The sequence below is a fragment of the Mesorhizobium sp. BR1-1-6 genome (genome assembly GCF_020165355.1).
Classification (GTDB): Bacteria; Pseudomonadota; Alphaproteobacteria; order Rhizobiales; family Rhizobiaceae; genus Mesorhizobium.
Genome location: NZ_JAIUHZ010000001.1, coordinates 566360 through 592301, shown reverse-complemented (window position 1 = coordinate 592301; position 25942 = coordinate 566360). Strand labels below are relative to the sequence as shown.

Sequence of the window (25942 nt, the reverse complement as noted above, 5' to 3'; positions counted from 1 at the left end):
AATTTAGCCTCTCGGCGGGAAGACGCCTTGCAGCGCGATGCAGAAGTAGCAGGTGAGATAAGGCATCAAATTGTTGTGCGGCTGGTCACCGCCGGCGGGGGCGAGTGCCTGATCCGCCATCTGCGCGTTGGGCGTACTCGAGATATAGGCAAAGCCCCCTTGCGAGCGGGCGAGGGAGCGCGCCGGCGTTGGCGCCTTCAAGTCTGCGTCGTCTGATGCCGCACGGGAAAAGTGAGAGTGACTTGGAATTTCCGATTCCAAGAGGCTTACCGTCTCTGATCCGCCCGTTTCCCCAAGATCGTGAAGCGAAAGGCCGGGTCCCTGTCCGGGGTGCATCGGTGCACTGCCTTGCAAGTCAGGTAGTGCGAAGTTGCTTTTGCCGTCGCCGCCATAGACGGTGCCAAGCAACGAAAACAGCGCCGTGTTTTGTGATAACGGCAGCAATTGTCCATCGCACCACGCCCAGCCCGTAGGCGCGAAATTGAACGGAAAGATACGAATTTCAGCGACGAACGGATCGGACATGACGGTCCCTTTTCAAGTCTGCGACGGAAAAACGCCGAACAGCGAGATGATAAAATTGACACAGAGATAGGGTTGGAAATTTTCGTGCGGTTGGTTGCCGCCGATCGGCGAAATAGCGGTGGCGCTGAGGTTTATTCCCGCAACGTCTTCTATATAGATCGAAATGTTGGGCGACTCCGCAATCGCGTTGCCTTGCGCGTTGACCGAACTGCCCGGGCTGCTCGACGCCATGAATTGATGGCTATGGACAGGCAGTTGCTGCGCCGTCAGTGTGACCGCCTCAACACCTCCGATTTCGGCGAGAATGAACCCGCTGCCTTGATGTAGGGGTACGCGCCCGCGCAGGTCGGGCAGTGCGAATGTGCTTTGGCCGTCGCCGCCATAGGTAGTGCCGATCAGCTGGAACAAAGTCTCGTTTTCAGAGATCGGCAGCAATTGTCCTTCGCAGAACATCCAGCCGGCTGGCGCGAAATTGCCGGCAAATATGCGCACCTCACCAACAAAGGGCTGTGGCATGGTATCTCCGTCAGGGGTGGGAGGGGAAGATGCCTTGCAGCGCGATGCAGAAATTGAGCGTCAGGAATGGCTGCATGTTTGTATGCGGTTGACTGCCGCCGATGTCGCCGACCGATGAAGGCGTGAGAGGCACCAAATTGGTCGGCGCGGCATAGAGATTATTGGTCGCCGCGAGCAGGTTGCCAGTCGCTATAGGCGTGCCGGCATTGGTCGAAGACGCCATGTATTGATGGGTATGAGTAGGCATCTCCACTATCGAGAGCGTATGGCCTTGCTCACCCCCGCGCTCGCCAAGCGAATGGCCCGATCCAGCATGAATGGGAATGCGCCCGCGATAGTCGGGAAGTGCAAAGTTAACACGCCCATCGCCACCAAAGGTGGTGCCAAGCAATGCAAACAGCGGCTGGTTCTGGTTGATCGGCATAAGCTGCCCATTGCACAAGGCCCAGCCCTTGGGAGCGAAGCCAAATGACATGATCCGAATTTCAGACAGAAACGGTTCGGCCATAAGCACTTCCCCCTTGGCGCGCCTAGATTTGCATGATTTCCAACTAAAATCCAGGTCGAATAGATATGGCTTCCGAGAAAGGATAGAAAGAAAACAGCAGTATGGCAGTTTTCTAAGAATTTACGAAAATCCGTAAGGAAAATCGCTGCGCAGATTTCGTTCAATGTGCTCCAGAACTACATCGCGACGACCCAAGTTCATACGAAATCTTTGTTTGTGCACGTCACGAACAGAGCTCGGTTTTGAGCGATAAGCATTAGAACGGATTTGGCAACGGCACTGTCCCGCTGAAGAAGCCATCGGTCGTCACCGACGGTGAATCGTTGACCGTGGCACTTCCGCCGCCACTGCCGATATTGCGTCCCTGAATATAACTGACGACCCCAGCCGGGTCGAACGGCGCACCGGCGTAACCCGGCATCTCGACCCGGGTGTCGAACCGTTGCCGTATGCGGAAATCGTCGACACTGCCGACGCCGTGGGCGAAGGTATTCTGCAAAGCGCCGGCGCCGCCGAGATTGAGGCGCACCGTATGGCTGTCGGTGACGCCAAAGACGTTCGCCGATGTTGACCCCGCGTTGAGGAAGAAAGCTTCTCGCGAGCCAGCCGGATCGGTTCCGACGGAGAATTGGTTGCTCTGCACAGTTAGATTGAGCACGCCATTGCCGTCGTTTGCCAACACATTCATCGCGCGGTCGAATGCTTCCACCACGACGTTTCCGGCTACAGATGCGGTATGGGTTCCGTTGCCATGAGCTTCGAGGTCGATGCCGAAGCCTTGCGCCGACCCGGAATTGGCAACGCCAACCGTGCCGATATCGTTGTTGCGGATGAAGCCGTTGAACAGTGCGGCGGAACCCGACGTGCCCAAGTTGACGGTGATTGCGCTCGAGATCGCGCCGCTGATCGTGTTGTTGTCAATATCGTAGTTGACCGTGCCGGTATAGCCGCCGAACGCCAGGCCCGTTGCGGCGTTGATTGTGATGCCTTGGCCAAGAGCTGTCGAATGACCGCCTGTGAGCGTGTTACCGGAGAACACGATATTGAGGTTGCCAGAGTTTGCCGCAGCCGCCTGGAAATGATCCCCGCGATTGGCCGTGAATGTACTGCTGGTGACTGTGGCCGAAATTGTCGCGGTACCGTCGGCCTCAACGAACAGGCCGTCATCGCTCTGCGTCTTGGACGAATTGTTGCTGAACTTGCTGTTGTTGACCGTCAGCGACAAGGTCCCGTTCGAATTGCGGATCGAGACGTTCTTTGCGAATGAGGTGGTGACAGTCGAATTGGTGATGCTTGCTGTGCCGAACAGACCGCTGGGCGTTACAGTGCTGACACCGCCGAAATCGATACCCGCATCCTCAACCGCGGTGCCATTGTTGGACAGCGTCGACCGGTTGAGCGAGAAATTGGTCACCGATGTGCCACCGATACCGTCATTGGTGCTGTTGATGATATTCATGTAGCTGAGGTTGACCGAACTGGTCGAATTCAGCAGGACACCGGTACCCGTCGAATTCTGGATGGTGCCGCCCGAGCCGTTGTTGGCGCCGCCGCTATCGCCGGTCACCGTCAACCCGCCAAGGGCACCGGTGTTGTTGAGCACGATGCCGTTGGCGGCGCCGTTAGCCGAAATGCTCCGGAATGTCAGACCGCTCGCGCCGATCGTCGTGTTGGCGACGTTGAGCGCGGTGCCGGTACCGGATGTGATCGTGTTCGGATTGGCGCCGGTTGTCACCGTCACCGTGCCGCCGCCCGTGGCGCCGAAGCCGGTGCCGCTGGTGGTGTTGATGACCAGCCCGCCATTGGTGAAGTTGATCGTCGCGCCGGTGTTGTCGGTCAGGTTGACACCGGCCGAACTGCCCGACGTGATCGACTTGGAGGCACCGGAGAAAGTGATGGTACCGGCGGCGTTGTCGTCGAGGAGGACGCCGGTCTGGCCGGCCACATTGTGGCTGATGTTGCCCGACAGCGTGATGTTGCCGGCGCCGGCGGCGCGATCCTGGATATTGACCGCCTGGCCGGTTCCGCTGGTGATGGTGCCTGCATAGGTGAAAGCCGCCGTGCCGCCGGTGTTGGCGCTGCCGGCGCCGTCGCCGATGCGAATCGTGGCGCTGCCGCCGCCGACCAGCGCGCCACCGCCGAGGTTGACCGGTCCGCCGGTAACAGCGTCGAGGATCACGGCGCTGCCGCCGCCGGCGCTCGTGTTCGTGGAAGCGAAGGTCATGCCGCCGGCGCCGATAGCGACGGCGTCCATGTCGACCGCAGCGCCGCTGCCGGTCGAAATCGTGTTGCCGGAGCCGGTGACGCTCACCGTGCCGCCGCCCGAGGCGCCGATGCCGATGCCGCTCGTGGTGGTGATCGCCAGGCCGCCATTGGTGAAGTTGATGGTCGCGCCGGCGTTGCTGGTCAGGAGCACGGCGGCGTTGGCGCCGGTCGAGAGCGTTTTCGACGCGCCGCCGAAATTGATCGTGCCGCCGGAATTGCTGAGCGCGACGATGCCCAGTCCGCCATCGTTTCGGGTGATGGAGCTGGCGTTGTCGAAATTGACCGAGCCACCAGCCATGCCGCGAATGTTGGCGACGTTGCCGCCAGGGTTGGTGATGTCGACATTGTTGAGATTGATCGTGGCGCTCACGTCGTCGTTGGTAAACGTGCCCTGGTCGCCGTCGACGGCGAACGCATGGTTCGTCAGCGCGCCGGCAACCGTGTCGATAGCGACGTTGTTGAACGTATAGGTACCGGTCGCGTTGTTCGCCACATCGCCAAGGATGGTGATGCCGGTCGTCCCGGTCAGGCTGGCGTTGTTCACGGTGACGTTGCCGGCGACACCGTCGACCACGATGCCGGTGCCGCTGGTGTCGTTGAGCCCATTCGCCAGGGCGGTGGTGAAGTTCACCGCGCCGCCGGTGGTGTCGGCGACGACGATCAGGCGCTGGCCGCCGGTACCTTGTGTGATCGTGCCGGCATAGGTAACGGTCGCGTTACCGCCATCGACGCTGAACGCGGTTCCGTTCGGGCTGGTGATCGAGGTGCCGACGCCGAAGCCGAACGTGCCGCCGGAATCGTTGAGGATGTCGACGCTGGCATTGCCGCCATTGAGCGTCGTGGTGCCGTTGAAATTGTAGATGCCGTCGGCATTGTCGAACTGCAGGCCGGGGCCGTCGGTTGCCGACAGCGTGCCCGTCTGGAAGGTGATCGTTCCCGCGGTGTGGCCGGCGATGGCGACCAGCGCGGCATTGCCGGCCTGGGTGATGTTGCCGCTATAGGTGATGTTCGCCGCGCTTGCGTCGACGTTGAAGGCCGTGCTGTTCGGGTTGGTGATCGAAGTGCCGGCGCCGAAGTTGAACGTGCCGCCCGAATTGTTGACGATATCGATGCCGGCGTCGCCGCCATTCAACGTCGTCGTGCCGTTGAAATTGTAGGTGCCGTCGGCATTGTCGAACTGCAGGCCGGTGCCGTTGTTCGCCGACAGCGTGCCCGAGAAGGTCAGCGTGCCCGTATGGCCTGCTGAAACCGACACCAGGGCGGCGTTGCCCGCCTGGGTGATGTTGCCGCCATAGGTGGTGGTTACGGTGCCGCCGCCGACGCTGAATGCCGTGCCACCGCCGCCGCTCAGCGTGCCGGTGCCGAGGCTGGCGGTGCCGGTGACATTGGTCAGGACGACACCGCCGCCGCCGGACGACGTCGAGTCGAGCGCGACGTCGAGGGCGGCATTGGTGAGATCGATCGCCTTGTAGCTGGTGGAATTCACCGTTTCGCTGCCGGCGGTGGCGATGATGTTGATCGTCCCGCCGGGGCCGGTAATGCCGGCGCCGGTGGTGGTGTCGATTGTCAGCCCGCCATTGAAGCTGGTCGTGCCGCCGCTCTGGAACAGGCCGGCCCCGCTGGTCGTATCGATGTCGGCGAGCCCGCCGACGTTGAGCGTGCCGCTCTCCCAGCCGATGCCGCCGCCCGTCGAGGCGGTGTTGTTCACCGTCACCTCGTTGAAACTGAAGGTGCCTGTATTGGTGCTGGTGGCATTGATGCCGGCACCCGTCGTGCCGGTGACGGTGGTCGCGCCCGTGACCGTGAACGTGCCGGCGACGCCGTCGAAGATGATGCCGCTGGCGCCGCCGCTGGCGTTGACGCTGTTTACGATCATGCTGACGGTCAGCGGATCGAGATTGAACGCCACGCCGTTGATGGTGTCGACGGTGCCGCCGCTGCTGTTCAGCGCAAAGGTTGTGGCCGGGGGGCCCTTGGTGTCGACGAGGACGCCAGTGCCGCCATCATTGAACGTGGTGAACGTGCCGAGATCGAGCGTGCCGCTGGTGCTGGTGAAGGCAAGGCCGTTGCCCTGGACGCGCGCGCCTGATGTGCCGACGTCGAGCGTGCCGGCGCTGACCGTGCCGCCGGCGCCAGTGGAGTCGAACGTGACATTGTCGAAGGCAATGCCGCCGCCGGTGCCGCCGAGCACCGTGTTGCCGGCGAAGGAGCGGATGGCGATCGAATTGTCCGTCGCGCTGATGTTCTGGCCGGCGAAGGACGCGGCCAGCGCAGATCCCGTCGATCGCAGCGTATTGCCGTCGATCGAAAGCAGCAGCGTGTTGGCCGCCGCACCGGTCGTGGAGAAGTCGAGCGCCCTGCCGCCGGCTGATATGTCATTGTTGCGGAGGAAGAAACTCGACGCGGCCGACGCATCGACGGCAACACCGGCGCCGGTGCCGGTGTTGCGGATGATGAGATTCTCGATGCCGCCGGTGATCGGGCTGGTACCACTGGTCGCCAGGGTGATCACCGACCCGGCAGTGTTGCTCTGCAGGATCGGCCGCAGCGTGTCGATGCCGGCCGGTGCGGCGATGATCGGCGAATTCTGCACCGTGGTGAAGTGGAATGCCGCCGACGCGCCGCTGCTGGTGTCGACACCGAGCTGCGAGACATCGATGGCCGTATCGTTTTGCCCGAAGGCGAGCAACACCTGCCCGTCATCGAGCTGGAACGACGTGCCGCTCAGGTCGATCGTTTCCTGGCTACCGGTGCCGTTCTTGTCGATCAGCACGATGACATTGGCCGTGGACGCCTGGGCGTTGGCATAGGTGCCTGGATTGACGAAGCTGCCGTCGCCGCCGCCGGTGGCGTCGGTGGTGACGTAGTAGACCTTGTAAGCGGACAGATTCGACGTGTCGCCGGTGAAGGTGACGTCGTTGAAATTGTAGTCGCCATTGGTCGGCAGGGTGTCGATGGCATGGATGGCCTGGCCGCCGGTGGTCGCGATCGTCGATTCGGCCAGGCCAGCGCCGTCGCCGAACACCAGCCTGGCGTTGGTGGCGCTGGAGAACTGGACGCCATAGCCGACATTTTCGATTTTCGAGGTCTGGCCCGCCGGATTGTTGTTGGCAGTGTCGCCGAGCTGGATCGTGCCGGTGCCGGTCGTGCCGGCCATGTCGATGCCGATAGTGCCGGCGAAGCTGCCGCCGTCGACGTCGAAATCGCCGGCCTTGATGTTGCTCGTGCCGAGCGCAGCGCCGTTGAGGTCGAAGCCGACCGCATTGGCTGCATTGAGCCCGATGTTCAGGCTGTCGAAGCCCAAGGTCGAGCCGAGCGTGCCGGATATGTCGACACCGCGCGAGGTGATGTTCTGCAGGTCGACCGCGCCGAGATCGATGGCGCCGCCGACTATATTGTTGAGCGAAACGCCGGTCGCCGCGCCATTGACCGAAACGGAATCGAAAATAACGCCGCCCGCGCCGACCGTTGCGCCGTCGAGATCGAGCGCGGTTCCAGTCGTTGTCGTGATGGTGTTGCCGGTGCCGGAGATGCTGATCGTGCCGCCGGAGCCCGCGCCAAAACCCGCTCCTGCCGTCGTCGTTATGTCAAGGCCGCCATTGCCGAAGCCGATCGTGGCGTTCGGGTTGCCGATCAGGCTGACGCCGTCCGTCGCGCCCGAGCTGATCTGCTTGGTCGCGCCCGAGAAGGTCACGGTCGCCGCCGTGCCGTTGTCGATGCCGGCAACGACGATATTGCCGCCGGCGCCCGCAAGGCCATCGGTCAGGTTGCCCGACAGCGTCACAGAACCGCCGGTCAGTTCCTGGATCGAGACCGCCGCGCCGGTGCCGTTGCTGACGATGGCGCCCGCGTAGGATATGTTCGCGTTGCCGCCGCTCGCATTGGTGCCCGAGCCGACATTGAAGGCCGTGCCCAAACCGGTGTTGGTCAGCGTGCCGGTGCCGAAATTGAACGTGCCGCTGAGGTTCTGCAGGTCGATGCCGCTGCCGGAACCGAACGACGCGCTGGTCGAGGCGAAATCGATATTGCCGGCGATGCCGTCGAGGGCCACCGCCTGCGCGTTGGTGGCATTGACCGTACCCGTCAGGACATTGACCGTGCCGACGCCGCTGGCGCTGAACGCCGTCGCGCCGTTCGTGGAAATGTCCACATCCGTGAAGTTGACGGTGCCGGCGTTGTTGGTGAGCGAGACGCCGTTGCCGCCAACAGTCACCTTGTCGGTGAAATTGATCAGACCGCCGCCGTGATTGGCGATCGAGATGCCGCCGCCGGTCAGCGTGCCGGCCGGCCCGCTGTTGGGCAAGATGCCGCGCGTCACGGTGATGTTGCCGGCGCCGCCGTCGACGTCGAGCAGCGTGCCGGCGACGTTGACGTTGTTGTTGGTGATCGACAAATTGCTGTCGAGGCCGGCGACCTTGAACGCCGTCTGGCCGGCGCCGACATTGCCGACCGTGACGCCTTCGATGACGATGCCGCCGGCATTGTTGAAGCTGCCCGCGCTCTGGTCGATGGTGAAGACCGAGCCGCTGCCGCCGGTGAAGTCGAAGGCGGTGTTGCGCACTTGGTTGCTGCCGAGCAGATGCAGGGTATCGCTGCCCGTGCTCTTGACCACGCCCTCGTCGCCGGTGACGTCGCCGCCGGTGGCGCCGAGATTGCCCTGCACGTTCACCGGCTGGATGGTGCCGGTCGTGGTGATGGCGTTGCCGTTGCCGAAGCCGGTGATCGATTGGCCGGAATCGAGCGTGAACGGCGTGCCGCTGAGGTCGACCGTGCCGACGAAGGCGAAGGTCTGGGTGCCGGTCTTCAGATCGGCATCGGCAACCGAGATGGTATTGACTGACGTACTGAGCCCAAATGAGCCGGCGGCGATGACGCCGCCATTTTGCGACACCATGAACACCCCGCCGACGGCGCTGGCCAGATTCGCGCTGCCGGTGAAGAGCACGTCATCGAAATCATAATTGCCGAGCGCGGCGAGACCGACGGTGTTGACGGTGAAATTGCCCGCCGCCGCGGTGATCGTCGAATTGCGGCCGTTGGCGTCGGCGAATTCGCCGTCGCCGAAGGTGAAGCTGGCGTTGGCGCTGGTCGCCGCCGTCTGGCCGGACGACAGATCGACGCCGATGCCGGCGCCTGAGATCGACGATCCGGTCAGGAAGGTGATGGTGCGGTTGCCCGTGGTCGAGGTCAGGTCGATGCCGCGCGAGCTCGCGGCGTCGTTTCCGGTGATCGTCGTCAGCCCGAAATCGGCGGTCGTGGCCGAGCCGGAGAAGTCGATGGCGGTCTGGCTGGCGCCCGCGCCGAGGCCGCTGACGGTGGTCGTGCCGAAGCTGACATCGTTGTTGGTGCCGGAGAAATCGATGCCGGTAGTGCTGGTCGCGCCCAGCGTCACATTGGTCGTGCCGAAGGTGGCGCTGCCGGCCGCATTCGAGATGGACAGCGCGGCGCCGGTCGTGCCGGTGATCGACAGCGTGCCGCTGACCTCGAATGTCGAGTCGGCGCCAAGGCTGGTGATCGACGCGCCGCCGCCGCCGGTCGCCGTGAGCGGACCCGTGAAGCGGATCGCGGTGTCGGTGGGAGCGGTTATCTCCCCGATATCGAAGAGGCCGCCGGTGCCGGTCGAAGTGATGGCGCCGCCGAATGTGATCAGGCCGCCGGTGGTGCCGTCGATCCTGACGGCTTTTGCCGCGCTACTCTGGCTAATCGTGCCGTCATAGGTGACGTCGGCCGACGAACTGCCGATAACGATCGCGCTGGCGCCGGTATTGGCGATGGAGCTGGCCGCCCCGAAGGTCAGGCTTCCGCTCGAGCCGTTGAGGATCACGATGCCGAGGCCGCTGCCGCCTGATATGTCGAGATCGGCGAAATTGGCGGTGCCGCCGAAATTATTGACCAGCAGCGCGATATTGCTGCCGCCGGCGATCGTCGTGGTGCCGGTGAAGTCGACCGTCGCGGATGTGTTGGCCAGCACGACGCCGGTCGGCACCGACCCCTGGATGGTCAGATCGTTGACAGTGATCGCGCCCGACGCGCTGCCGAGGTAAAGCCCGATGGTCCCGCCCACGATCGTCACGCCAGTGCTGGTGAGGCCGTTGATCGACGCCGTGCCGTCGATCGCCAGGAACGAGCTGTTGACGCTGAGGTTGGAGACGGTGTTGCCGCTGGCGAGGTCGATGGTGTTGCCGCCGCCGTTGTTCAGCGTCGCGCCACCGAAGCCGAACGGATCGGCCTGTGTCGCGCCGGTGACGACCGCCGTGCCGGTGACATTGGCCGGCGGCCCGCCCAGGCTGATGGTGGCGCCGTTGGCGAAGGAGACCAGCGACTGGCCGCTGGCCAGCGTGAAGCCGTTGGCATCGGTGTCGGTGGTCTGCACGGCCGCGGTCTTGACCAGCACGAAGGTCGTGTTGGCATTGGTGGTCAGATCGTCGGCCGCGGCGGCATCGATCAGGTTGGCGACGCTTGAGCCGTCGCCCGTTCCGGTGCTGCTCGAACCGACGAAGACGACGTTGGCTGCATCGAACAGCTGCGGTCCAACCAGATGCGTGCCGTTGAAGGCATAGGTGCCGCTGCCGGGCAGCAGGCCGCGCATGTCGAGCGAGGCGATGACGCCGGTGATCGATGCGCCGCCGGCCGCACCGAACGAGAACGCCGTGCTGGCGGTGGTTCCGGCCAGGCCGTTGGTGCCCATCTGGACGCCGGTGTCGACACCGGTGATGACGCCGCTGCCGATGGTCACCGAGCCGCCATTGGTGCCGGACAGGTCGACGCCGATCGAGGAGCCGCCGGAACTGCCGCTGATGTCGAGCGTGGCGGCGGTGAAGGTCGACGTGCTGCCCGAGAGGTCGAGCGCGGTGGAGCAATTGCACAGGCCGGTGATGTCGATGTCGTCGAAGCTGATGACGCCGTTGCTGCCGACGACGTCGATGCCGCTTCCGAGCGGCTGGTCGATGGTGACGGCGCCGCCGAACGAAACGGCGCCGGTGTTGTTTTCCAGCCAGACGCCCTCGCCGGGGCCGGTCATGCTCACCGGGCCACTGAAGGTGAGCGTGCCGGTGTTGTTGGTGGCGAGGATGCCCTCGCTGCCGATATGGGTCAGAATGACCGGCCCGCCGAAGGTGACCGCGCCGCCGGAATTCTGGACGTCGATGCCGATGCCGCCGGGGGCGGTGATGTCCGAAATATCGACGGCTCCGAACATGAAATCGGCGGTGCTGTCGAAGATCCCGAGGCCGCCGACGAAGGTGTTGCTGATCGTCGTTGCGCCGGAAACGGCGAAATTTCCCGATACGCCTGCCAACGTCGCGCCGAACAGGCCACCATCCTGCGTCAGGCTGGCCAGCTTGACGTCGAGATTAGCGCCAAGCAAGGCGACGCCGGCCGCGCCATTGCCGGAGATCGTGCCGTCGGTGGTGCTGAACGTGCCGGTGGTGGAGAGGACGTTGACGCCGAAGCCGGAATTGTCGGAGGCGTTCAGCGTCTGGAATGCATATGTTCCGTCGCCGCCGCCGAACAGGCCATTGCCGGCATTGTTCGACAGTGTCGTCGTGCCGGTGAAGGCATAACTGCCGTCGCCGTCGATATGCAGGCCCTCGCTGGCGTTGCTCGTCGAGGTCACATTGTTGGCCGCGACATTGCTGGCGCCTTCGAACAGCAGCCCGTCCAGGCCGGCGCCGCTGACATTCATGCCGCTTATCGTCACGCCGGTGACATTGTTGCCGTGGATGCCGTTGCCGCCGCCCGGATTGGCGTTCGAGACGTTGAAGTCGAGCAGCGCGCTGTTGTTGGCCAGCGTGACAGTGTCCGCGCCGGCCGAACTGGTGAGCGTCGCCGCGCCCGCGCCGTCCGAGATGGCGCTGGTGTGCGCGATGTTGTCGCCCGTTACGTTAACCGGGATGCCGCCGAGCGAGAATGTGCGGCCGTTGCCGAAGGAAGCCAGCGTCTGTCCGGCGCTCAGCGAGAACCCGTCGGTGTCGTCGATGGTGCCGCGATTGACCAGCACAAAGATCGCGGTGCCGTCGGGGTTGGCATCGGCGTCGGCAATCGAGGCAAGGTCGAGCAGCGAGGAGCCGGTGCCCGAGCCGGTCGCGGCCGCGCCGACGAAGATGACATTCTGCTGGTCGAACAGTTGCGGGCCGCTGAAGGTGGTCGAACCGAAGGCGTAGTGGCCGAGCGTCTGGTTAAGGCCGCGCGCGTCGAGCGAGGCGGTGCTGCCGGCAATGGAACCGCCGCCGAAGGAGAATTCGGCATTGGCCGAGTTCAGCAGCGAGCCGGAAATGCCGAAGCGCACGCCGGTGCCGACGCCTGTGATCGCACCGCCATCGGTGATGACGATCGATGCCCCGCCCGAGGTCGGCGAGGCGAGGTCGATGCCGATCGAGCCGGCCGCACCCGTGCCGGCGATGTTGAGCGACTGGGCGGTGAAGTTCGTATGGCTGCCGGAGAAGTCGAGGCCAGTGCCGACGCCGAGGCCCGAGATGACGATGTCGCCTGCCACCACCGCCGCGTTGACGCCGGTAAACGAGATGCCGTCGCCGGCGGGAGCGCTGATGTCGATATCGCCGAAGCGGATCGCCGCCGGTGAGTTGGAAATGGCGATCGCCGGTCCGGTGGTGTCCGAAATGGTCGTGGCGCCGGTGACGGCGAAGCTGCCCGCCACGTGATCGAGCACGACGCCCGACGGACCGCCGGTCTGGTCGATCGAATCCAGCACCACATGCGCCGTGATCGGATCGATGAAGACGCCGACGCCGCCATTGCCCGACACGGTGCCGCCGGTGGTGGCGAAGCTGCCTGATGTCGAGGTGCCCTGAACGGTTATGCCGCGGTCGGCATTGTCCTTCGCGCTAAGCGTCGCGAATGTATAGGTGCCATGGCCGGTGGCATCCAGCCCGTCGTCGCTATTGCCCTGGAGCAGCGTCGTGCCGGCGAAATTGTAGGTGCCGTCGCCTTCGATGTGCAGGCCGTCAAGGCCGTTGCCGGTGGCGGTGAAATTGGAACCGGTGATGCCGGTCGAGTTGCCGGTGAAGGCGGCGCCGTTGCCGCCGGCGCCTGTCACCGTGACATTGGTCAGCGTGGCGCCGGTGATGTTGTTGCCGAAGATGCCGTCGGCGCCGCCGGTGATGGTGATGCCGTTCAGCGTGTCGCCGTTGCCGAGCGTGATCACGTTGTTGGCCACGCTGGTGCCCTGGATGGTGCCGTTACTGCCGCCCAGATTGAAGGTGCCGGTGCCGCCGCCGAATAGCCTCGCGGTGACGCTTTGGCCGCCGCCGATGACGGCCTGGCCGTCTCCGAGCGTCGTGCCGGTGGTGGTGATGTTGCCGTTGCCGCCCAGCGCCACCACGAAACCCCCGGTGCCGGCCTTGGTCACTGCGTCGTCCAGCGTCGTCGGATCGGCCAGCGTGCCGGCGCCGGCCAGGCCGCCATCGGCGTAGTAGAACTTGCCGAAGGCGGCATTGGTGGCGGCGTTGATGGCGACGCGCGTCGTCGAGCCGCCGGGCAGCTCATGGCTCTGGATCCTGACGCCGATGTCGCCGCGCACCCGCTCGTTGACGCGCTTGCGCAGGCCTTCGCTGACCGGATAGACCGGCTCCGGCCCGCTGTCCGCGCCGCCTTGGCCGGGATTGAACGGGATGCTCAGCCGCACGCTGCCGGCGAACTGGGTGTCGTCGCGATTGTCGTTGCGCACCTCGCCGGTGAAGGTCAGCGCCGTTCCGGTGCCGAAGATATCGCCGATCTCATATTCGATGCCGGCCTTGACCCCGGTTACGCCGCTGTCGTCGCCATGCGGATCCTCGAAGTGGTAACCGCCTATGTCGAGCCGCAGTGAATGCTTGTCGGGAAGGTTGAGCGGCACCCGCGCGCCGATCTCGCCCTCGATGCCCCAGGCCGCGTAGTCGCGATGGTCGAGCACCGAAATCTGCTCGATCAACTGGTTCGAGACCATCGACAGGGTCGAGGAGACCGAATGGTCCGTCGTGTCGCCCTTGATCGGCACGAAGACGTTCACATGCGCGTCGAAATGCGGGGTGATGGCCTCGGCGCCGAGCGTGGCTGACGTGAACTGGTTGGAGTTGTAGTTCTCGACGTTGAGATAGGCGTAGCCGCCGAGCATCAGGTCGGGATTGACGATGCGGCGAATGCCCAGGCCGACATCCTGGCCGAACGCGTCCTTGAAATCGTGCTTAGCCCTGACATCCAGGAACAGCACCGATTCGGCGGTCTGCTTGATCGGGATGAAGCCTTCGAGCGCGGCGTTGCCGCCATTGTTGTCGGCGCCAATGATGGCGCGTATCTGCGGCTGCCAGAGGGCGTCGTCGCCATAGGCGGCCACGCCTGACAACGCCAGCGCCAGCGTCGAAAGCGCCGTCGTCTTCCAGAGATGCCTTGCAAAACGCGAGCGACCATAGGCCACGCGCGCGCGGAAATCCTCCCCGCGCGCCGCCATCTCCCCAACCTGCCGAGACGTCTCGGTAGTTCCCATCCCTGGCCGCCCTTTGGGGACTGCTCGCCCCCGCACCAATCCTTGCGCGAATTCCATTGTATAGCGAGTCCCCAACGTCGCGACTGCTGTTGTTGCGCCGTAAAGTTCTGACTTGTTGCAATACCGCAACAGTAATTTTGCCAGCTCTCCTCGCCTGTGCGCGGCTTCCGGAACAGTCAGGAGTATTGTATCAAGCCGCCGGTGGGAAAATACCTGCCGTTTCGAGAAAAATGCGGGGCATGAAGAACATGGCAGCCATTTTAGCGCGTGCTAATCTGTTAAATCTGGCCGCAGCACTGGGCGCCCTGGGGCTGATCGCATCGGTCACCGGGCTGGCGCTTGCCGAGGACGCCAAGCCGGCGCAGCCCCCGGCCGCTCAATCCAAGCCGGCCGACGCCAATCCATGGGCGGTGAACTGTTCAAGCGGCGCGGCCAACAGCGAGCTTCAATGCCAGGTGTCGCAGAACCTGACCGAAGCCAAGACCGGACAGCGCGTGCTGACCGTGACCGTGCGCCGCGACAACGGCAACGGCTCCCTCGCCATGCTGCTCGCCCTGCCGCACGGGCTGTTCCTGCCCTCCGGCGCCAGCTACCAGATCGATCAGGGCCAGAAGACGACCATCGCCATCCAGACCAGCGACCAGAACGGCGCCTATGCCGCCACGCCGCTGCCGCCGGAGCTGGTCAAGGCGATGAAATCGGGAACCAATCTCAACATCGGCATGGAATCGGTGACTCGCAAGCCGGTCACCATCCCGGTGTCGCTGGCCGGCTTCACCGCGGCAATCGCCAAGCTGGAATCGATCAAGTAGCGGGCTCGCCGCGCTCCCCCGCCGCCGTCGCCGGGCAATGCTCCAGGCCACGACAAGTTCCATCTCGTGGCGGAGACTACGGCATCGTGCCGCTTGATTGTCCGCTTCCGCAATGCTCCGATGTCGCTTCAGCCATCCGGAGAGAACCATGACCGGCTTTGTCGACCGCCAGCGCGCGATGCAACTGATGCAACGCGCCGGCCTGCAGGCGCTGGTGCTCTCAGCGCCCGAGGCCTTCCACTATGCGACCGGTGCGTCGATCGGCCCGGCGGGGCTGTTCCGGCGTGCCGGCGCCGGCTTCGTTGTCATCCCGGCCCGGCAGGACCTGCCGATCGGCGTCGTCGTCGCGGATTTCAGTGCGGGACAGTTGCGGATCGCCGCGCCCGGAGCGGTTGTGCATTCGCACCCGATCTGGATCGAATTCGCGCCGGTCGAGACGGAAACCCGCGGCCTTCTTCTGGCGGAGCGCATCGAGGCCGGCCTTGTCTCGCTTGCCCGCGCGCCGGATTTCGCGCGCCCCGCCACCTTCGATCTCGCCGGCTCGGTGCGCCAGTTGCAAGCTTTGCTTGCCGAATTCGGACTGGAGCGCGCAACGCTCGGCGTCGACCTCGACTTTGTTCCGGCCGCCGATTTCGCGGCCATGCAGGCGCTGCTGCCGCATTGCCGGATGGTCGACGGCTCGTCGGTCTTGGATCGGCTGCGGGCGATCAAGTCGCAACGCGAGATCGAGCTCCTGCAGCAAGGCATTATCCTGTCTGAAGCAGGGCTGGAGCGGCTGCAGGTGGATGCGATGGCCGGCATGCGCCAGGCCGATCTCGTCGCGCTCTACCGGCAAGGCGTGGCCGCGGCGGCGGCGGGCCTCTCCCATCCGGTCGCGACGGCGGAATATGTGACGCTCGGCGCCCGGGCCAAAGGTGCCGATGCCAAGGCGATGCCCGGCGATCCGCTGAAATGCGACATGGTCTGCACGGTCGGCGGGTATGCCTCCGACATGTCGCGCAACTTCACTTTCGGCCCCGCTTCCGCCGACCAGGTCGAACTGCACGCGATCGCCGAGCGCGCTTTCGAGGACGGGCTGGCGGCACTCGTGCCGGGAAATTCGCTCGGCCATGTGCACCGCGCCGCCACCGACAGCCTGACGCGGCAAGGCCTGCGCTCCTACCGCCGGGGGCATTTCGGCCACGGTGTCGGGCAGTCTGTGTTTTCGGAGCAATGGCCGTTCATCGCGGCCGAGAGCGATGTCGTGGTCGAAGCCGGCATGGTGCTGGCCTTCGAGATCCCGCTCTACATCGACGGCCTCGCCAGCTTCAACCTGGAGGACCAATTCCTGATCACGCCGAACGGGCCCGTCGCCATGAACCGGCTGCCGAGGCGGTTGGAGAGGATAGGATAGCGAGGGCGGGATCGTGACGGTGTCACTGTCAGCGCCCTACGGCGCCCCCCTCTGCCCTGCCGGGCATCTCCCCCTCAAGGGGGGAGATCGATTATCGCTCCCGCTTTCGCCATTTTTCAAGGTTGCAAGAACAAGATGAGCCGGCGCCGAAACTTCCAATCTCCCCCCTTGAGGGGGAGATGACCGGCAGGACAGAGGGGGGCGCCACAGAACTCGGCGATGGGTGCCCTGCCGCGAGCGATTAACCGCTCACCGGCGGCCGCCTGTCCCTCCACGGCATTTCCCGCTCGAGCTGCGCCGACGCGGCCAGCACCGTCGCCTCGTCGCCGTAGCGGCCGACAAGCTGCACCCCGATCGGTACGCCGTCTTTCGACCAGCCGAGCGGCAGCGAGATGGCCGGCTGGCCTGAGATGTTGAAGGGGAAGGCGAACGCCGCATCCGTCCATTTGGCGTTGTAGCGGTCGATGTCGGTCTCCGACATATCGTAATAGCCGAACGGACGCGGCAGTTGCGTCAGCGTCGGGGTGATGAGGAGATCGTAGGGCGAAAGGTCGCCGACGATGTCGCGGCCGACCTGCCTGAGCTGCTCGACATCGGAAATGTGCCTGGTGCCGCTGGTCGCACGGCCGCGTTCGATGATCGCCCAGGTCACCGGTTCGACATCATCAGGCGTCACCGGCCGGCCGATCACCGTTTCATGATAGTCGAAGGTCGCCGCCGTCTGTACGCAGGTCATGTTGGTGTAGGTGGTCCACATGGCATCGGCATCGAGCGGCATGTCGTGTTCCTCGACGTCATGTCCCAGCCGCTCCAGCGCCGCCACGGTGGCCAGCACGGCGGCCTTCACTTCCGCATCGATGGCCGTGCCGTTGGGCGGGGTGACGGTGAAGCCGATGCGCAGTTTCTTCGGCGCCTGTGCCGACAGGCTGAGCCAGGAGGCGTCGGGGACCGGCGGCGTATAGGGGTCGCCCGGCAAGGCGCCGGCCACCGCGTCGAGATAGGCCGCCGTGTCGCGCACGCTGCGCGAGCAGCACAGGAAGTAGGCGCCGCCATACCAATAGTCGCCGAACGGTGCCAGGCTGACGCGGCCGCGCGACGGCTTCAGCCCGACGATGCCGCAGCAGGAGGCCGGAATGCGGATCGAGCCGGCGCCGTCGCTGGCCTCGGCGATCGGCACCATGCGCGAAGCGACGGCCGCCGCCGCGCCGCCGCTCGAGCCACCTGGCGTGATGCCTTCCTTCCACGGGTTCTTCGTCGTGCCGTAGAGCTTCGGTTCCGTCGTGATCGACCAGCCGTTTTCGGGCGCGTTCGACTTGCCGACCAGCACCAGCCCGGCCGCCTTCATACGGCGCACGACTTCGGTGTCGAAATCGGCGACGACATCTTTCAGGTAGAGGCAAGAGTTGGTGTTCGGCGCGCCGGTCCAGGACGAGGCCAGTTCCTTGAGCAGGAACGGCACGCCGGCGAAAGGTGCTGATCTGTCGACCGTCTGCGCCTGGGCGCGCGCCATGTCGTAGAGGCGATGGATGACCGCGTTCAGCGCCGGGTTGAGCTGCTCGACCAGCGTGATCGCCGCCTCGACCAGTTCCGCAGGTGAAACCTTGCCCCGATGCACCAAGTCAGCAAGGTCCAGCGCATCGGAGTTCGCATAGGTTTTCAGCAGGCTGTCGGTGACCATATCTCTCCTCCTAGTCTTTGCCTCGCGCCGCGCCCGAACTATCGCTTCGGGCCGACGTTGGCGCCGCCCCTCATCCGCCTGCCGGCACCTTCTCCCCGTCATGACGGGGAGAAGGAAAGCGCACTGATGCTGGCGACCGCCTCCCGTTCTTCTCGGGAGAGGGCTGAGTGAGGGGCACCGACCTGAAACTGCTGCCCCCAGCAGCGCGCTTGTCTCACGCCAGCTCGACGGTGCGCCCCAATTCGATGCTCTGTTCCGCGGCGAGCACGATGCGCAGGCTGTTGACGGCGGCGTCCATCTGCTCGGTCAAATCGAGATCCTCGCGGATGGCGCGCAGGAAGAAGGCCTGCTCGCGGTCGCAGAGCTCCTGGTGGCCGGGCTCGTCTTCCATGCTGACGATCTCGTCGGGTTTCGCAAAGTTCTTGTCGGCGTCTACCGCCGCATAATGGATCTTCAGCGCGTCGGTCTTGGTGTGGCGGTCGATGTCGGCCGAGTTCGACACCTCCGCCGCTTCCGCTGCGCTGCTCGTCTCCTGGCCGGCGACGATCGACACCGCGCCCTTCGGCCCCACCACGTCCTTCACGAAATAGGCCGTCTCGCTCATCATCGGGCCCCAGCCTGCCTCGTACCAGCCGACCGAACCGTCATCGAAGGTGACGTGGAGATGGCCGTAATTCTGCTTGTCGGCTTCCGCCCAGAGCTTCGCGCCGATGCCGTGCACGCGCACCGGCCTGGCGCCCGTGAGCTGGCACATGACGTCGACATAGTGCACGCCGCAATCAACGATCGGGATCAGCGAATCGATCAGGTTCTTGTGCCAGTGCCAAGCGCTGCCGCTGCTCTGCTGGTTGAGGTTGAGGCGCATCACCAGCGGCTTGCCCAGCGTCTTGCCGACCTCGATGAATTTTATCCAGGACGGGTGGACGCGCAGGATGTAGCCAAGCACCAGCTTGCGGTTCTTCGCCCGCGCTGCCGCGACGACCTTTTCGGCATCCTCGATGTTGGTGGCGAGCGGCTTTTCCATGAACACGTGGCAGTTGGCCGCTATCGCCTTCAGCGCGTATTCGGCATGGGTGTTGGGCCAGCTGTTGATCGACACGGCGTCCGGCCTGGTCTCCGCAAGCGCCCGGTCGAAACCCTCGTAGAGCGGATAGCCGGCAAGTTCGGCGGGGATTTTCTTGTTGCTCTTGATCGAGCGGCTCATGATGCCGACGATCTCGAAGCCGTCCGAGCGGTGATAGGCGCTGGCATGCGAGGCGCCCATATTGCCGAGACCCACAACCAGCACTTTTATTTTGTCGGCCAATTCAGCCTCCCAATTTTTTGATAGGACCTGGCGAGCTGCTGCCGCGCCTGGGCATCCAGAACAATCACTTCAGGTTGGCGCCGCCCCTCATCCGCCTGCCCTTTCCTCTCCCCTGTCCGGAGGGAGAGGAAAGGAGCCAAGACAGGGCAATGAACGACCTCTTTTGCAGCCCTTACTTCACCGCCGAATCGAACAGATGCGCCTTGATCTTCTCGACATCGAGCGCGGCAAAGCCCCCCGTCAGCTTGACGCCGTCGGCATCGGCCTTGACCTTGGCCTTGTCGAAGTCGTTGGCGGCCGGGATCAGCTCGTTGGTGCAGACGTCCTCGGCCTTCACCGGATTGGTGATCTGGCCGATCTTGTGGATCTCGTCGAAGAAGCCTTGCCAGCTCGCCATGTCGTGCGAGCCCCAGCCGCCGCGCTTGTCCATGTCGCCGCGGAAGACGTTGATCTGCTGCAGGATCGAGGTGGTGCCGAGCTCGGGGCCGAGGTTCTTGGCCAATGTCGGGAACTGCTCGAACACCGCTTCGACCGCCGCGCGCGGGTTCTGGTAGCCGAACTCCAGCCCCATCGCCCAGCCGCGCAGATATTTTTCCAGGAACGCCTTCTTGTCGGGATCTTCGAGATCGGCGGCGCGCACGACGAAGGTGTTGGCCGGCAGCTTGGAATTCTTCACGCCGAGCCAGTATTCGAAGTCGAGGCCCTTGGCGATCCATTCGGCGCGCAGCCCCTCCCACGACAAGGCAGCGTCGCCCTGGCCGCCGGCGAGCGCGGTGCCCCAGGTCGGCCAGCCGGCCTCGACATACTTGACCTTCTTGATGTCGACGCCTTGCGCGGCGAGCAGCGGATCGGTGATCGACTGCCAGGCGGCGGAGCCGAGCAGGATGGTCTTGCCTTCGAGCTTCTTCAGGTCGTTCGTACCCTCGCCCTTGCGGAAGGCGATGGAGAACGTGTCGCGCGCGCCCATGTGGAACACCGACTTCAGCTTCATGCCGTTCTGGATGGCGAAGGAGAACACGCCGGGCGAGGGAAAGCCCATATCGGCCTGGCCGACATCGACGAACTTCACCGTCGCTGTGCCGTCCGACGGGCCTGGCTGCATGTCGGTGCTGAGCCCGTCGAAATAGCCCGCCTTCTTGGCTGCCCAATAAGGATAGTCGTCGAGCACTTCGAGCGTGCCGCGCGGCGAGATCCAGGTGAATTTTTCATAGGCCGCCGCCCTGGCCTTCAAGCCCGATGCACCGAGCGCGGTGGCGGTCACGACGCCGGCTGCCGTCACCTGCAGGAAGGTGCGGCGGCTGATGCCCGTTCTTGTCGCCGTCTGGAATGAGTTCTGGTCGGTCATGGCATTCCCCTTTTGTTGATTGACCTTCTTGTTGATCGATGGCCTTTCGCCCGCTCCTCGCCCGCTCCGGGGCGTTCATGATCTCGTGCTCAAGCCTCCCAGCTCGCCCATTTCTTGCCGATCAGGAAGAACAGCACGTAGATCAGGATGCCGAGCGTCGACAGGATCAGCACCACGGCGAAGAATTGCGGCATCTGGATCATCGACGAATAGGTGGTGAGCCGGTTGCCGAGGCCGAAGCCGCCGCCGACCATCTCCGCGCCGACGGCGGTCAGCAGGCCGAAGATGGCGCCGATCATCAGCCCGACCAGGATCATCGGCAGCGCCATCGGCGCGCGGATCTTCCAGAATATCTGCAAGGTGCTGGCGCCATAGGAGCGCGCCAGCGCGATCTTGGCGCTGTCGACGCGGCGAAAGCCGGTGGCCGCGTTTATCATCACCATCGGCCCGGCGGCGAGCGCCACCGCGATGATGCGCGGCGTGTAGCCGAAACCGAAGCGAAGGATCAAAAGCGGCACCAGCGCCAGCATCGGCGTGGTGACGAGAAGCAGGATGTAGGGCGCGACGATCTTTTCGGCGAAGGGGAACTGGGTGATGACGGCGGCCAGCACCAGGCCGACGACGGCGCCGATGGCGAAGCCGGAAACCAGCTCGACCAGCGTATAGCCGAGATGCGGCGCAATCAGCGGGAACTCGTCGAACAGCGCGTAGGCGATCGAGCTTGGCGGCGGCATGATGTAGAGCGGCACATGGAACAGGCGCAGCGCCAATTCGATGCCGCCGATTATGATTACGGCGACAGCTATGATCGCCGCCACCTCCTTGCCCGACTTGATGCCGGGGCCGCTGGCGAAGGCCGAGAGATTGGTCAGGCTGACGTCCTGCCCATCGCCGGACTTGGCACCCGATTTGGATTTGGAGAATTCCGGGATGGCGTCGCTCACGGCCTGATCCTCACGATCTCGGCGCTGGCGCGTTCCTGTTCCGGTGCCTTGGGCCTGGCGCGCTCGCCGACGATGTCCATCTTGATCCGGTTGGTGAGGTCGAAAACCTCTTTCGTCGCCATGATCTCCAGCGAGCGCGGTCGCGCGAACGGCACGCGATACTCCCTGGCGACGCGGCCGGGCCGCGCGCTCAGCACCACCACGCGGTCGGAGAGAAAGATTGCTTCCTCAATGCTGTGGGTGATGAAGACGATGGTGGTCTTGGTGTCGAGCCAGATCTCCTCGACGAGACGGTTCATCTCCTCGCGGGTAAAACTGTCGAGCGCGCCGAACGGCTCGTCCATCAAAAGCACGGAGGGTTTTGGCGCCAGCGCCCGCACGATCGCGGCGCGCTGCTGCATGCCGCCCGAAAGCTCGCGCGGGAACTTGCCGCCGAAACCGTCGAGCCCGACGCGGTGGAGCAGATGCGCGATCCATGCGCGGTCTGGTTTCTCGCCCTTGATCTCGAAGGGAAAGCGGATGTTGGCATCGAGATTGCGCCAAGGCAGCAGGTTCGCTTCCTGGAACACGATGCCGATGTCGGGATGCGGCCCGGTGATCTTGACGCCGTCGAGCCGGATCTCGCCGCCGGTCAGGCTGTGCAAGCCCGACATCGACCACAAAAGCGTGGTCTTGCCGCAGCCGGACGGGCCGACGATCGAAACGATTTCATTGGCGTGGATGTCGAGGCTGCAGCGGTCCAGCGCCAGGAGGTCGCCGGATGCGGTGTGATAGATCTTGGTCGCTGCCTGCACACCAAGCTTCGGCGCTGTTGTTTCGCCCGCGTTCATCCGCCCCTCGGAGAGTGCGTCCAATCGACTGCCAAAGTCAGTGTGTAACTATCCTACTTTGGTGTCAAGCGAAGAGCGCGATCGTTCCGTCGTTGAGAGCCGCCTATTCCCCTATATGTCTGCTTTCATTGTCTTTTCTTTATCTTGAAATGCGTGTTGCTTTCCTACATACTCGGGAAAAGTGGCACAACAAGGCGGCGTTGCAGATGGGCAAAGCCGGGTGGCATGCCGCAACGGCACGCAGCAGTTGCAGCGGGGCCGTGCACATGGAACGACAGCGTGCAAGCATGGTAAGAGGTCGACAAGGGACCAGGGAAGGCCACTTCATGACCGAAGCTGACAGCCGGGAAAACCTGATGACGGATGGCGAGGCGGACGGGGGTGAGCCTGTGCGGCGCATTCCCGACATCATCTCGCTGGTCAAGGATACCTATGCCGAGCTGCGTCCGGCCGAGCGCCGCGTCGCCGATGTCGTGCTCGACGACGTCAAATACGCGGTCGATGCCTCCAACGCCGCCCTTGCCCAGCGTGCCGGCGTCAGCGAACCGACGGTGACCCGCTTCTGCCGCGCCATCGGCTGCGAGGGCGTGCGTGATTTCAAGCTGAAGCTGGCGCAGAGCCTCGTCGTCGGCGCGCTCTATCTGGACACTTCGCCAGCCAGGGAGAACGACACCGGCATGCCGTTCTGGAACGCGGTGTTCGGCGAAGCGCGGCGGGCGCTGCAGGAGGCCGAGCGGCAGCTCGATCCGGTCCAGCTGCAGAAGGCCGCCGAGCTGATCGCCAAGGCGCGCCAGGTTACGGTGTTCGGACTGGGCGGCAGTTCCTCGGCGCTGGCGCAGGAAACGCAGTACCGGCTGTTTCGCTACGGCATATCGATCAGCGCGCAATGCGACCCTTATCTCATGCGCATGACCGCCTCGACCTTGAAGCCCGGCGACCTGGTGATCGCCATTTCGGCGACGGGGCGCACGCGCGAGGTGATCGAGGCGGTCGAACTCGCCAAGCACTACCGCGCCAATGCCATCTGCGTGACGGCGCCCGACACCGAGCTCGCGCGCGTCGGCGACGTCAGGCTGACCGTAGCGGTGCCGGAATATCCCGATACGCTGAAGCCGACGGCATCGCGCTTCGCCTTTTTGGCCATGATCGACCTCATGGCGGTGGCTGCCGCCTACAAGCTCGACGGCTCGGCCCGCGAGACGGTCCGCCGCATCAAATACAATGCCCAGATCCACCGCACCGGCAAGGAGATGGAGCCGCTCGGGGATTAGGAGGCTTTTCCCTTCTCCCCTTGTGGGAGAAGGTGGATCGGCGCGCAGCGCCGAGACGGTTGAGGGGTGGGTGACGGAGTGCCGGCCGTCCCGAGCTGGAGCACCCCTCATCCGACCTCGCTCCGCGAGGCCACCTTCTCCCACAAGGGGAGAAGGGAACACCGGACAGCGCCAACGCGAAAAAGAGGGAAACAAATGCTCGAAATAGCACCATCGCAACAGGCAGCCGCATGGCTCGGCGCTTTCGACAAGGCGCTCGAAGCCGGTGACATAGCGGCCGCGGCCAACCTGTTCGTCGACGATTGCTACTGGCGTGACCTCCTGACCTTCACCTGGAACGTCACCACGATGGAAGGGCGCGAGGCGATCGCCGACATGCTGAAGGCGACGCTGGCAGCGACGCGGCCGGCAAGATGGCAGCTCACCGGCGAAGCCACCTCGGACGAGGGGATAATCGAGGCCTGGTTCACCTTCGAGACCGCCGTGGCCTCGGGCCAGGGCATCATGCGCCTGCGCGACGGCCGCTGCCGGACATTGTTCACGGCAATGACCGACCTGAAAGGATTCGAGGAGCGCAAGGGCGCGACGCGGCCGCTGGGCGTGCGCCACAAGGCCGACCCGGAGCGCGAGACCTGGTCGGAGGCGCGCGCGCGCGAGACCCGCGAGCTTGGCGCTTCGGAGCAGCCCTATTGCCTGGTCATCGGCGGCGGCCAGGGCGGCATCATGCTGGGCGCGCGGCTCAGGCAGCTCGGCGTGCCCTCGATCGTCATCGAGAAGAATGCCCGGCCGGGCGATTCCTGGCGCAAGCGCTACCGCACCCTCGTGCTGCACGATCCGGTCTGGTACGACCATCTGCCTTACATTCCGTTTCCCGACAATTGGCCGGTCTTCACGCCCAAGGACAAGATGGGCGACTGGCTGGAAATGTACACGCGCGTCATGGAGCTCAACTACTGGGTGGCCACCAGATGCGTCAGCGCCAACTATGACGAGGCCGAGAAGGTCTGGACCGTGGTCGTGGACCGCGTCGGCCAGCACATCACGCTGAAGCCCAAGCACATCGTCTTCGCCACCGGCGCCTACGGTCCGGCGCGGCCGATCGACCTGCCGGGCGCCGGTGACTTTAAGGGCGAGCTGCTGCATTCCAGCCAGTATTCCAGCGGCGAGAAGTTCCGCGGCAAAAAGACTGCGGTCATCGGCGCGGCGAGCTCCGGGCACGATGTCTGCGTCGATCTCTGGGAAAGCGGCGCCGAGGTCACCATGATCCAGCGTTCGCCGACGACCGTGGTCAAGTCGGACACGCTGATGGAAGTCGGTTTCGAGATCTTTTCGGAGAACGCGCTGGCGCGCGGCATCACCACCGAAAAGGCCGACATGATCGTCGCTTCGACGCCCTTTGCGCTGGTGCCCAAGGGCCAGCGGGCGCTCTATGACGTCATCCGCACGCGCGACGCGGCTTTTTACGAACGCCTCGCCGCCGCCGGCTTCGCCCTCGACTTCGGTGACGACGAGACCGGCCTGCTGATGAAGGCCTACCGCACCGGCTCCGGCTACTACATCGATGTCGGCGCTTCGGACCTGATCATCGACGGCAAGATCGGCATCCGCAGCGGCGTGGCGATCAAGTCGCTGACCGCGAAAGGCATTCTCTTCGAGGACGGCAGCGAGCTTGAAGCCGACGCCATCATCGCCTGCACCGGCTATCAGTCGATGAACGAAACCGTGGCGCAAATCGTCTCGCGCGAGGTCGCCGACAGGGTCGGCCCGTGCTGGGGCCTCGGCTCCGGCGTCAAGGGCGACCCCGGGCCATGGCAGGGCGAACTGCGCAACATGTGGAAACCGACGGCACAGGAAGCGCTGTGGTTCCACGGCGGCAATCTGGCGCTCTCGCGCTTCTATTCGAAATATGTGGCGCTGCAGATCAAGGCGCGGATGGAGGGGATTGATACGCCGGTTTATGGGGCGGTCAGCAACGCGCGACGGTGAAGCGGAAGCGTTGCTTCAAGGGAAGGTCGACCCCCACTCCGTCGAGCTTCGCTCGACACCTCTCCCCCGATCGACGGGGGAGA

Annotated in this window: 13 protein-coding genes; 4 read left to right on the top strand and 9 right to left on the bottom strand. The window is 64.5% G+C overall.

All coding sequences use genetic code 11. The features are described 5' to 3' along the window. Positions 1 to 3: 3 nt before the first annotated feature. The 4 genes from LB545_RS02905 to LB545_RS02890 form a co-directional block, all read right to left on the bottom strand. Positions 4 to 525, bottom strand: coding sequence for a phage tail protein (locus LB545_RS02905; RefSeq protein ID WP_140492052.1), 522 nt, complete (start codon positions 523 to 525; stop codon positions 4 to 6). Between the two features lie 12 nt (positions 526 to 537). Beyond that, entirely contained in the window at positions 538 to 1041 is a 504-nt protein-coding gene (locus tag LB545_RS02900) for a phage tail protein (protein ID WP_140492055.1), read from the bottom strand. A gap of 10 nt (positions 1042 to 1051) precedes the next feature. Beyond that, positions 1052 to 1549 carry a phage tail protein gene (locus tag LB545_RS02895; RefSeq protein ID WP_140492058.1) on the bottom strand — a complete coding sequence of 166 codons (498 nt, stop codon included), beginning with the start codon at positions 1547 to 1549 and terminating at the stop codon, positions 1052 to 1054. A 256-nt stretch (positions 1550 to 1805) separates the two neighbouring features. After that, positions 1806 to 14258, bottom strand: a complete 12453-nt coding sequence (locus LB545_RS02890) for a beta strand repeat-containing protein (protein WP_224704385.1) — start codon at positions 14256 to 14258, stop codon at positions 1806 to 1808. A 275-nt stretch (positions 14259 to 14533) separates the two neighbouring features. Between LB545_RS02890 and LB545_RS02885 the strand changes: the two genes are divergently transcribed. Next, positions 14534 to 15106, top strand: coding sequence for an invasion associated locus B family protein (locus LB545_RS02885; RefSeq protein WP_224704384.1), 573 nt, complete (start codon positions 14534 to 14536; stop codon positions 15104 to 15106). Between the two features lie 148 nt (positions 15107 to 15254). Next, on the top strand, positions 15255 to 16499 hold the full coding sequence (locus tag LB545_RS02880; RefSeq protein WP_224704383.1) for a M24 family metallopeptidase: 1245 nt from the start codon (positions 15255 to 15257) through the stop codon (positions 16497 to 16499). A gap of 241 nt (positions 16500 to 16740) precedes the next feature. On the opposite strand, the gene LB545_RS02875 is transcribed toward LB545_RS02880, so the two are convergent. From LB545_RS02875 to LB545_RS02855, 5 genes are all read right to left on the bottom strand, one after another. Next, on the bottom strand, positions 16741 to 18177 hold the full coding sequence (locus tag LB545_RS02875) for an amidase (RefSeq protein WP_224704382.1): 1437 nt from the start codon (positions 18175 to 18177) through the stop codon (positions 16741 to 16743). 214 nt (positions 18178 to 18391) lie between these two features. Next, on the bottom strand, positions 18392 to 19483 hold the full coding sequence (locus LB545_RS02870; protein WP_140728703.1) for a Gfo/Idh/MocA family protein: 1092 nt from the start codon (positions 19481 to 19483) through the stop codon (positions 18392 to 18394). Positions 19484 to 19655: 172 nt separating this feature from the next. Next, positions 19656 to 20828, bottom strand: a complete 1173-nt coding sequence (locus LB545_RS02865; protein ID WP_224704381.1) for an ABC transporter substrate-binding protein — start codon at positions 20826 to 20828, stop codon at positions 19656 to 19658. An 89-nt stretch (positions 20829 to 20917) separates the two neighbouring features. Further along, positions 20918 to 21772 carry an ABC transporter permease gene (locus LB545_RS02860; RefSeq protein WP_140492076.1) on the bottom strand — a complete coding sequence of 285 codons (855 nt, stop codon included), beginning with the start codon at positions 21770 to 21772 and terminating at the stop codon, positions 20918 to 20920. Next, positions 21769 to 22602, bottom strand: coding sequence for an ABC transporter ATP-binding protein (locus tag LB545_RS02855; RefSeq protein ID WP_140492079.1), 834 nt, complete (start codon positions 22600 to 22602; stop codon positions 21769 to 21771). Before LB545_RS02855 ends, LB545_RS02860 begins: the two co-directional genes overlap by 4 nt. A 326-nt stretch (positions 22603 to 22928) precedes the next feature. On the opposite strand from LB545_RS02855, the gene LB545_RS02850 reads away from it, so the two are divergent. Beyond that, positions 22929 to 23873, top strand: a complete 945-nt coding sequence (locus LB545_RS02850) for a MurR/RpiR family transcriptional regulator (protein ID WP_140492084.1) — start codon at positions 22929 to 22931, stop codon at positions 23871 to 23873. 195 nt (positions 23874 to 24068) lie between these two features. Then, positions 24069 to 25859: an NAD(P)/FAD-dependent oxidoreductase gene (locus LB545_RS02845; RefSeq protein ID WP_140492087.1), complete on the top strand. Its 1791-nt coding sequence runs from the start codon at positions 24069 to 24071 to the stop codon at positions 25857 to 25859. The last annotated feature ends 83 nt before the right edge of the window (positions 25860 to 25942 follow it).

Excerpts from the sequence above, each read along its gene's own strand:
- LB545_RS02875 (WP_224704382.1), bottom strand. The coding sequence starts at position 18,177 with ATGGTCACCGACAGCCTGCTGAAAACCTATGCGAACTCCGATGCGCTG.
- LB545_RS02895 (WP_140492058.1), bottom strand. The coding sequence starts at position 1,549 with ATGGCCGAACCGTTTCTGTCTGAAATTCGGATCATGTCATTTGGCTTC.
- LB545_RS02890 (WP_224704385.1), bottom strand. The coding sequence starts at position 14,258 with ATGGCGGCGCGCGGGGAGGATTTCCGCGCGCGCGTGGCCTATGGTCGC.
- LB545_RS02850 (WP_140492084.1), top strand. The coding sequence starts at position 22,929 with ATGACCGAAGCTGACAGCCGGGAAAACCTGATGACGGATGGCGAGGCG.
- LB545_RS02855 (WP_140492079.1), bottom strand. The coding sequence starts at position 22,602 with ATGAACGCGGGCGAAACAACAGCGCCGAAGCTTGGTGTGCAGGCAGCG.
- LB545_RS02905 (WP_140492052.1), bottom strand. The coding sequence starts at position 525 with ATGTCCGATCCGTTCGTCGCTGAAATTCGTATCTTTCCGTTCAATTTC.
- LB545_RS02845 (WP_140492087.1), top strand. The coding sequence starts at position 24,069 with ATGCTCGAAATAGCACCATCGCAACAGGCAGCCGCATGGCTCGGCGCT.
- LB545_RS02885 (WP_224704384.1), top strand. The coding sequence starts at position 14,534 with ATGAAGAACATGGCAGCCATTTTAGCGCGTGCTAATCTGTTAAATCTG.
- LB545_RS02865 (WP_224704381.1), bottom strand. The coding sequence starts at position 20,828 with ATGACCGACCAGAACTCATTCCAGACGGCGACAAGAACGGGCATCAGC.
- LB545_RS02900 (WP_140492055.1), bottom strand. The coding sequence starts at position 1,041 with ATGCCACAGCCCTTTGTTGGTGAGGTGCGCATATTTGCCGGCAATTTC.
- LB545_RS02880 (WP_224704383.1), top strand. The coding sequence starts at position 15,255 with ATGACCGGCTTTGTCGACCGCCAGCGCGCGATGCAACTGATGCAACGC.